Origin of the sequence: Sandarakinorhabdus sp., assembly GCF_032115815.1 — a bacterium.
Lineage (GTDB): Bacteria > Pseudomonadota > Alphaproteobacteria > Sphingomonadales > Sphingomonadaceae > Sandarakinorhabdus.
In genome coordinates this window covers 1-5,984 of the sequence record NZ_JAUMBI010000157.1, presented here as the reverse complement: position 1 = coordinate 5,984, position 5,984 = coordinate 1, and the positions used below count along the sequence as shown (strand labels likewise).

3 protein-coding genes, 1 tRNA gene and 1 pseudogene are annotated in these 5,984 nt (G+C 64.4%); 2 read left to right on the top strand and 3 right to left on the bottom strand.

The features are described 5' to 3' along the window. The 3 genes and pseudogenes from RT662_RS09385 to RT662_RS09375 all read right to left on the bottom strand — a co-directional run. A pseudogene (locus RT662_RS09385) lies at positions 1–212 on the bottom strand (RsmD family RNA methyltransferase); the annotation flags it as partial. Continuing rightward, entirely contained in the window at positions 212–967 is a 756-nt protein-coding gene (locus tag RT662_RS09380) for a pseudouridine synthase (protein ID WP_313670452.1), read from the bottom strand. The gene RT662_RS09380 and the pseudogene RT662_RS09385, both read right to left, overlap by 1 nt. A gap of 749 nt (positions 968–1,716) precedes the next feature. After that, the gene (locus tag RT662_RS09375) at positions 1,717–4,818 is read right to left on the bottom strand and encodes a TonB-dependent receptor domain-containing protein (protein ID WP_313670451.1); all 3,102 of its coding nucleotides are present in this window, start codon (positions 4,816–4,818) and stop codon (positions 1,717–1,719) included. A 180-nt stretch (positions 4,819–4,998) separates the two neighbouring features. On the opposite strand from RT662_RS09375, the gene RT662_RS09370 reads away from it, so the two are divergent. Both RT662_RS09370 and RT662_RS09365 read left to right on the top strand, forming a co-directional pair. Next, a tRNA-Leu gene (locus RT662_RS09370) sits at positions 4,999–5,083 on the top strand. 364 nt (positions 5,084–5,447) lie between these two features. Then, a partial coding sequence (locus RT662_RS09365) for a CapA family protein (RefSeq protein ID WP_313670450.1) occupies positions 5,448–5,984 on the top strand: 537 nt, incomplete at its 3' end.

Here is a 5,984-nt window from a genome sequence, read left to right as displayed (position 1 = left end):
CAGGCCGTGCCGGCGCCGCGCGACAGCGCCTCGATCCCCAGCGCGCCGGTGCCGGCGAACAGGTCGAGCACGTCCAGGTCTTCAAAGGTGCCGAACCGGCTGGTGAGCATGGAGAAGATGGCTTCGCGGGCGCGGTCGCTGGTGGGACGGGTCGATTCGCCGGCGGGGGCTTTCAGGGCCCGGCCCCGCCATTTGCCAGAGATTACGCGCATCAGCGCTGCTCCGGTTTGGTGGCTTTCAGCATCGCTTTCAGCAGGGCCACATCGGAATCGGGGATTTCATCGGCCATGCGGGGCGGCAGATCATCCAGGCCGATGGGGCCATAGGCCACGCGGATCAGCCGGTTCACCTGCAGCCCGACATGTTCGAGCACGCGGCGCACTTCGCGGTTCTTGCCTTCGCGGATGGTGACGATCAGCCAGAGATTATGGCCGGTCTTGCGCTCGATATCCGCCAAGATCGAGCCGTAGTGAACGCCATCGATAGTGACGCCATCAGCCAGGCTTTCGAGCGCGGCTTGGGTGACTTCACCAAAGGCACGCACGCGATAGACACGCGGTACGCCGGACGACGGCAGTTCCAGCGCGCGCTTGAGCTCGCCATCGGTGGTGAGCAGCAGCAGGCCTTCGGTGTTCATGTCGAGCCGGCCAACGGGGACGACGCGCGGCAGGCCGGGGGGCAGGATATCCATGATCGTTGGACGACCAGCGGGGTCGCGCGCGGCGGTGAGGAAGCCGGCGGGCTTGTGGAAGCGATAGAGCTTGGCCGGCGCGATGCCGGCGACGGGTTCGCCATCCACGGTGACATTGGCCAGGTTGGTGATGTTCAGCGCCGGCGATGTGAGCACTTCTCCACCGATGGCGATACGGCCTTCGGCGATCATGCGTTCGATATCGCGGCGCGAGCCGACGCCGGCGCGGGCCAACGCCTTGGCGATGCGCTGCGCCGCCACTTCGGTTTGCCGCACAGGCGCCGGGCCCCGCTTGACGCTCGGTTGTTCGGCGCGCGGCGCCGGCTTACCGGGGCCAGAGGCGGAGCGGGCAGGGCGTTCGCCGCGTTGCGGTCGTTCGGTGCGGGCCGGACGGTCGCGCAGGTCTTGCCGTGCACCCCTGGGTGGGCCTTCGCTGCGCTGGGGGCCTTCAGCCCGGTCAAGGCGGTCGCCGCGCTGCGGTCGTTCGGCGCGGGCCGGACGATCGCGCAGGTCTGGCCGTGCAGCCCTGGGTGGGCCTCCGGTGCGTTTGGGGCCTTCAGCCCGGTCAGGGCGGTCGCTGCGCTGGGGACGCTCGCTGCGGTCTGAGCGGTCGGCGCGGGCCGGACGGTCACCGCGAATGGGGCGTTCTGCGCGGTCCGGGCGTTCGGAACGGGACGGCCGCAGCGAGCGTTCATCACGCTGTGGGCGGTCGCCGCGTGGCGGGCGCTCGTCGGTTTCGGCGCGCTCGCGGCGGTCGCTCCAGCCCGCAGTGCGTTGGTCACGGCGCGACAGCGGCGGGGCGCCGGGCGGACGTTGGCCAGAGTTGGGGCCAGAGCGGGTGCAAGAGCGGGCAGGCGCACGCTGACCCGCTTTGGGGCCGGAGGGGCTGGCCGGGCGTTTGCCGCCGGTTGGTTTGCGGGGTGGTCGCATGGCGCATCCCATGCGGCCGGGCCGCCGGATTGTCAAAAAGAGAAGGGGCCGATGTTTCCACCGGCCCCCCCGCTCAGTTTTGGTTGATCAGGCGATCAGAACTTCACCTGCACGCCGCCATAGAAGAAGCGGCCGGTGTTGGTGAAGATCGCATCACCGCCGGTCCCCAACAGGTCCAACGGCGGCAGTTGGTCGAAGATGTTGTCTACACCGACGTAAGCCGAAATACCCTTGTACACCTTGGCCGTGAAACGCACGTCCGAATAAGTGATGGCCGGGTAATAGACCAGCGGGGTGGCGTCGAGGTTCGTCGGCGGACGGCCCTGTTCCTCGTTCTGAGCGCCCCAGCTGTTAAGGGTTTGCTTGCTCAGGTAGCGGAAGCTGTAGAGCAGGTCGAAGCCCTTGTAGCCAACGGTCACGTTCAGCTGGCCGTTGAGTTCCGGGTTGCCCAGCGTACCATGTTCGCGGGTCAGGCGGTTCGGCTCGGTGATCGAAGTGTAGACGTGCCGCTTCAGCAGCAGCGACACCAGGGCACGCACGTTCAGGCGCCAGTCTTCACCAAAGCTGTGAGTGTAGGCGGCGTCAAAGTCGATGCCCTTGGTCAGCTGACGGGCATAGTTGAACGGACCCTGGATGAACGACTGGCCGGTGGTGGCGATGGCCACCGTCTGGCCGGCGTGCAGCACGTTGGACTGGCCGCGGAAGGTGCCATCCGGGTTTCGGAAGATCGCAGAACAGAAGGCGTTGTTGATGCCGCCCGGATCGTCATAGCACTGGTTGATGACGGTCTGCGAGCCCACCGTGTTGATCGCATCGGTCAGGCTGATGCGATAGAAGTCGACGCTGGCCACGAAGCCCGGCAGGTAGGTTGGGGTATAGACCATGCCCACCGTCCAGCTATCCGAGTTTTCAGCGAACAGGCCGGGGTTGCCGCCCGACAGACCAGAGATGCCCGAGGCCGGACGGTTGGTGAACGGCTCGGTCACGCCCACGAAAGTCTGCGTGGTCGGCACACCGCCCGCACGGCAGTTGGCAACGCGGTTGGGGTTGTTGTTGATGTTCTGCTGACCGCAAGGATCCGCCAGACCATTGAGGAAGGTCTGCGACTGCGAAGCGAACAGATCGCTCTGCGTCGGGGCGCGTATGGCGCGGCCATAGTTGGCGCGGAAACGCACGTCTTCCACAGGCCGCCAAACACCGCCAACGTTGTACGAATAAACAGTACCGGTATTCCCGCTCGAATAGTTCGAAACGCGGCTGGCGGCTTCAACCGCCAGTTCCTTGAAGAACGGCACGTCCTTCAGGATCGGCAGGCGGACTTCGCCAAATGCTTCCCACACGTCCAGACGCGGCGGGTTGAAGTTTGCAATGGAGTTCAGGAAGGTCTGGCCGGCGCGGGTCACATCGTCGAACGACGAGAAGCTGCGCTCCTGACGCCATTCGCCGCCGACCGAGAAACCAACCGGACCACCCGGGAGTTCGAACAGCTTGGCCGAGTCGCCGGTGATAGTGGCGATGGCATTGAACTGTTCGGACCACTGCTTGCGGCTCGAAGTATGGCCGATGTAGGCCAGTGCATCGGCCTGGGGCGCGCCAAGGCCGAACAGGTTCAGCGGACGGCAGGCCGGATCATCGTTGGTAGTGATGGCATCGTTGTTGACCGAGCAGACGATGGTGCCTGCCGTATTGCGCACCGCGTTCACCGCGTTGGTGAACTTCGCAAGGTTCACGTTGCCGCGGGTTTCATAATAGGTCTCAACGCGGCCATAGTTGAAGGCAACGTTGTAGCTCCAGGTGTCCATGAAGCTGCCCTGGGCGCCAACAACAGCGCGGAACAGCTCACGGCTGTGGTTTTCACCACGGCCACCGAAATCGATGTTGAAGCGGGTTGTGGAAAATCCGGTAGCGCCCGGTGCCAAGCTGGTGACCAGCAGATCACGTGCCTGGGCGGTGAGGAACGGGTTGTTGATCGAGAAGGTCGGGTTCAGGGCGCCCGACGAAAAGGTCGGCTGGCCTTCCTGCAGCGATTCGGTGCGCACCCACTTGGCCTCGAAATACGGACGGAATGCGTCCGAAACTTCAAAGCTGCCAATCAGGTTGGCGGCATAGCGGGTATTCCCAATCTGCATCAAGCCGGTTTCACGCAGGGTCGAGCCAAGGCCGCCCTTGCCATTGCCCGAGCCGAACGGACGGAAATCGCGATCCACGACGTTGCGGACCAGATTGCCGGCCGAATCGAACACGAACACGTTGCCGAACTGCGACGTGCCGAGGGAGTTGAAGACGCCGCCACAGTTCAGCGTGGCGCGGGCACCGGTAGCACCCTGGCAGACCGAGGTGTAGGCGCCGCCGGTTGAGATGCCGATGTTCTTGAGGCCGCTGATGAACTGGGTATCGAACACGCCATCGCCGGCCGCCGGTTCTGCGGTGCGGTTAGGACCTGAGGTGGCGGTATCCTGTACCAGCTGGAACTGCGAGCGGCCGGTGACAGCGCCGGTTTCCGGACGGTCGGCAAAGAACAGCGGATCGCTCTTGTTATATTCGACCGACAAGGCGATGTTGCCACGACCATCGGCGAAATTCTTGCCGGCGGTGATGGTGGCCAGATACTGAGCCGAATCGCCACGCGATGAAATGCCGGCTTGGGCGCGGCCCATGATGCCTTCGAAATCGCGCTTCAGCACGAAGTTGACGACACCGGCGATGGCGTCCGAACCATAAACCGACGAGTTGCCGCCGGTGACGATGTCAACGCGTTCGATCAGGTCAACCGGGATGGTCGATACGTCAACCGTGGCAGCGCCTGGCTGCGAGGTGACGTGGCGCAGACCGTTCTGCAGCACCAGCGTGCGGTTGGTGCCCTGGCCGCGCAGATCGAGGATCGACAGGCCGGCGGTGCCGATGAAGCGGCCGCTGTTCTGGCTGGTGAAGGTCGGACGGAACTGGGGCAGAAGGGCCAGACGATCACCCACGTTCACGCTGCCGTTCTGCAGCAGTTCAGCCGCGCTCAGCGAGGTGATCGGCACAGTGGCATCGATATTCTCACGCGCGATGCGCGAACCGGTGACCACCATCATTTCAGCGGCGGCCTCTTCGGCAGCGCCCTGCGCGATCTTGGTTTCCTGGTCTTCGGCAGCGAAAGCCGGCGATGCGGCGATGGCCAGGGCAGATGCCCCGGCGAGGATGAATGAACGCATGAGAGCCCCTCTTTGCGGTTGTGAAGCCGCTCCATGGCGAAATTGTTACGGTGATGAAAGGGCAGAATCGCTGTCTTGCACTGTGCTGCGACAACCAAACGCAAGACTGTTGCGCTAATGCATCATTTTTGCCGCCAGCGATTGCTCTTGCCCGCGCCTTGCGCTAACCGGCGCCGCATTGCCCCTGTGGTGAAATTGGTAGACGCGCTCGACTCAAAATCGAGTGGAGAAATCCGTGCTGGTTCGAGTCCGGCCAGGGGCACCAAATTGCAGCGCGCCGAAAGACAAGTTTGTCCGGCGATCAGAAAAGGCGGCCCACAAGCCGCCTTTTTCGTGTTTCGTCCGGCGGCGCGGTTCCGCCAGGCTCTTTCCTTGCTTCCTGCCTTGCCCACCACAGCAGACTTGGCGGCTGCGCCAGCACGTTCGCCCTGTGCAATCTGGCAAGGGTGACGCCTCCCGCTCACACTGATAGCCTCCCCATCATGGCTCACGATTGCGATCCGCTCATGCTTTCGCTGTTCAATCCGGGCCGCCGCCCGCGCGCGCCCCGCATCGCAGTCCAGGCTTTGCCCACAGCACCAGTCGAACCGAAGACGCATCGGGGCCGTCTCATCACGGCATGGTGTCTGTTGGGCAGCATCGTGTTGGCCAGTGCCGCCCTTCCGGCGGTGGCCCAGCCGGCAGGCGGGATAGAGATCAGGCTCGTCCCGTCCGTGCCGGTGGCCGATGGTTTCACCTTCGCTGCCGTGGGGGATCTCATCTATTTGCGGCCCATGCTGGCCACGATCGAGCGGCGCGCGCCGGCGATGGTCAAGCTACTGCGCGATGCCGATGTCGCGTTCGGCAATTTCGAAACCAGTGTGCTCCATCTGAGCAGTACCAAGGGCGCACCGCAGGCGGAATCGGGTGGCACCTGGATGCTGGGTGATCCGGCTGTCGTTGCCGATCTGGCCCGGATGGGTTTCGATATCGTCAGCCATGCCAATAATCACGCCACGGACTGGGGTGCGGAGGGGCTGTTCGAAACGCTGGACCATCTCGACAAGGGCGGGTTGATCGCCGCCGGCACTGGCCGCAACCTGGCGGCGGCCCGCGCACCGCGTTATCTTGATGTCCCTGCTGGACGCATCGCACTGGTTGCGGCCAGTTCCAGCTTTACCGCCATG